Consider the following 2,656-nt stretch of genomic DNA (forward strand, 5'->3'; position numbering starts at 1 on the left):
CCGCTCGCCGCCCATCATTCGACCGCGATGTTCGAATGGGGCAAGGAAGTCGCGCTCAAGGATGCGGTGGTCGAGAAGTGGGAATGGACCAATCCCCACACCTTCCTTTACGTGATGGTGAAAGACGAGAACGGCGTCGTGCGCCGCTACGCGCTCGAAGGGATGAGCCCCAACCATTTGGTGCGTTATGGCTGGGGCAAGCGCTCGGTCGCACCGGGCGACAAGGTCGATCTCACCTATTACCCGCTGCGCGACGGGCGCCGGGGCGGCTTCAACGTCACCATCAGCAAGGCCGACGGAACCCGGCTCAATCAGTTCGGCGAGGCCGGTTCGCGGCAGTAATGCTTTCGTAGTCTGGATCGACCGCGCAAGCTTTTGGCTTGGCGCGGCGATGCTTCGTTGCTAGTCGCACGCTCCCGATGCACCCGTAGCTCAGCTGGATAGAGCGCTGCCCTCCGAAGGCAGAGGTCACAGGTTCGAATCCTGTCGGGTGCGCCACGACAAGGGCCGCTCCATCTGGGGCGGCCCTCGGCGTTTCGGACCCTTGCAGGGCGAACCTCGTTCGGAATCGGAGCGCCGCAGGCGCGGAGACGACGAGGAGTGCAGCGCCGAGTAATCCTGTCGGATACGCCAGGACCCCCGCGAGATTCCAAGCCCCCTTGCGCTTCCCCCGCGCCTGCGCTCTTCTGGTGTCCTGCAATCGAGGGGAATAACGATGTTCGCTAGCCTTGCCGGCCGCTGGTTCGGGATCGTGCTGTGGAAGCGGATCCTCGCCGCGATGGTGCTGGGCGCGATTGCCGGTTTCATGCTTGGCGAACAGGCCGAGGGCATCAAGTGGATCGGCGACCTGTTCATCCGCCTGATCCGCATGCTGATCGTGCCGCTAGTGTTCGTCACCCTCGTCGCCGGCGTCACCGCGATCCAGGATCCCAAGCGGCTCGGCTCGATCGGCGCACGGGCGATCTCGCTCTATCTCGGGACGACCTTCCTTGCGATCTTCATCGGCCTGGCCATCGCGATCGCGCTCCGGCCGGGCGAGGGCATCGACCTGTCGGGCGCCGTGCCGCGCGACCCTGGTGAAGCCCTGCCGCTGTCCGAGCGGCTGCTTGCGATCGTTCCCGAAAATCCCTTCGAAGCATTCGCCAATGGCGACATCCTGGCGGTGATCTTCTTCGCGATCGTGGTCGGCTCGGGGATCATGCTCGGCGGCGAGAAAACCAGGGCACTGCAATCGCTGTTCGACGCCGGGTCCGAGTTGATGCTCAAGGTCACTGTGATCGTGATGGAAACCGCGCCTTTCGGCGTGTTTGCGCTGGTTGCCTGGGTGATGGGGACGGTCGGCCCGGCGGCTTTCGTCAACATCTTCCTGATCATCATCGGGGTCTATGGCGGCTGCCTGCTGCACATGGTGCTGGTCCAGGGCGGGATGGTGAGGCTGCTCTCCCGGCTCCCCATACGGCGCTTCTTCCAGGGCGCGCGCGGTCCGCAGCTGGTCGCCTATTCTACCTCGTCGTCTTCGGCGACGCTGCCGGTGACTCTCTCCGCGGCCGACCAGAATCTCGGGATCGGGCAACCGGTCGCTTCCTCGGTCCTCCCCCTGGGCGCGACGATCAACATGGACGGGACCGCGCTCTATGTCGCGCTGATGGCGGTGTTCGCGGCGCAGGTGTTCGGCATTCCGCTGACGCTCGCCGATTACGGGATCATCGCGCTGACGACGGCGCTGGTCTCGATCGGCACCGCTTCGGTCCCGTCGGCCTCGCTGTTCCTGATGGCGGTGGTGTTCGAGGCGATCGGGGTCGCACCCGCCCAGATCGCGATCGTGATCGGCTTCATCGCACCGTTCGACCGGATCCTCGACATGATGCGCACCGTTACCAACGTCACCGGCGACCTGGCCGTTGCGACCGTGGTTGCGGATTGGGAAGGCGAGCTCGACCGCGAGGTATTCCTCGCGGCGCCGACGACCTGATCGCCTGGCCTAATCCCAGCTGTCGATGTCGAGCTCGCGCACCCCGCGCCGGCGTCTTGCCTTGTCGACCAGCGTGCGCAGGGTCTCGCGCACATCCTGCGCGTCGGGCACGTCGCGCATCACGAATTCGACCTGCTCGGAAGACGGGTCGCTGGTTCTGAGCGTGATCCGCCCGATCCCGGTCAGCTGGTTGACCAGCGAGAAATCGACCCGTGCGTCCTTCACCCGGAACAGCTCGATCTCGTCGACCCGCTTGAACAAGATCCCGGTGCGCAGGATCAGCCGCTGGGTGGTGAGCACGTAAAAGGCGGCCAGATTGCGCAGGTAACGCAGGCCGATCGCCCCGAATCCGATGAGCGACGCCGCCATCGAGAGCCACAGCGGCCAGCGCTCGAGCTGCGCCAGCAAGGCGATCAGCGGCAGGATGCAGAGCAGGATCGTGCCCCATCCGGCGAGGCTCCCGAACAGCCACCCGGCGGTGCTGCCGCGGAAGCGGTCGATTTCTTCCTCGTCGGTGGCGAAGCGGAAGCCCGCGAAGACTTCCTCGTTTTCCGGCTCCTCGAGATCGGCCAGCGCAGCTACGTTCGTCTCGCCGGTACTCAACAGGCGCGCCTTTTCGGCCGCATATTCGCTGTCGGTCAGATTGCCCGCGCGATGGAGGCCGGCAAGCCGTTCGAGCATTTC

The 2,656-nt window shown here is 65.2% G+C and carries 3 protein-coding genes and 1 tRNA gene; 3 read left to right on the forward strand and 1 reads right to left on the reverse strand.

The features are described from left to right. The 3 genes from AC16XC_RS10480 to AC16XC_RS10490 form a co-directional block, all read left to right on the forward strand. On the forward strand, positions 1-342 hold a 342-nt coding region (locus AC16XC_RS10480), incomplete at its 5' end, for a DUF6152 family protein (RefSeq protein ID WP_484034604.1). A 79-nt stretch (positions 343-421) separates the two neighbouring features. Continuing rightward, a tRNA-Arg gene (locus tag AC16XC_RS10485) sits at positions 422-498 on the forward strand. A 217-nt stretch (positions 499-715) separates the two neighbouring features. Then, positions 716-1,972, forward strand: coding sequence for a dicarboxylate/amino acid:cation symporter (locus AC16XC_RS10490; RefSeq protein WP_484034605.1), 1,257 nt, complete (start codon positions 716-718; stop codon positions 1,970-1,972). A gap of 9 nt (positions 1,973-1,981) precedes the next feature. Here AC16XC_RS10490 and AC16XC_RS10495 read toward each other — a convergent pair. Further along, a partial coding sequence (locus AC16XC_RS10495; RefSeq protein ID WP_484034606.1) for a PH domain-containing protein occupies positions 1,982-2,656 on the reverse strand: 675 nt, incomplete at its 5' end.

The organism is Candidatus Andeanibacterium sp. (assembly GCF_057143545.1).

Coding starts and splice junctions, on each gene's coding strand:
- AC16XC_RS10490 (WP_484034605.1), top strand. CDS start 716: ATGTTCGCTAGCCTTGCCGGCCGCTGGTTCGGGATCGTGCTGTGGAAG.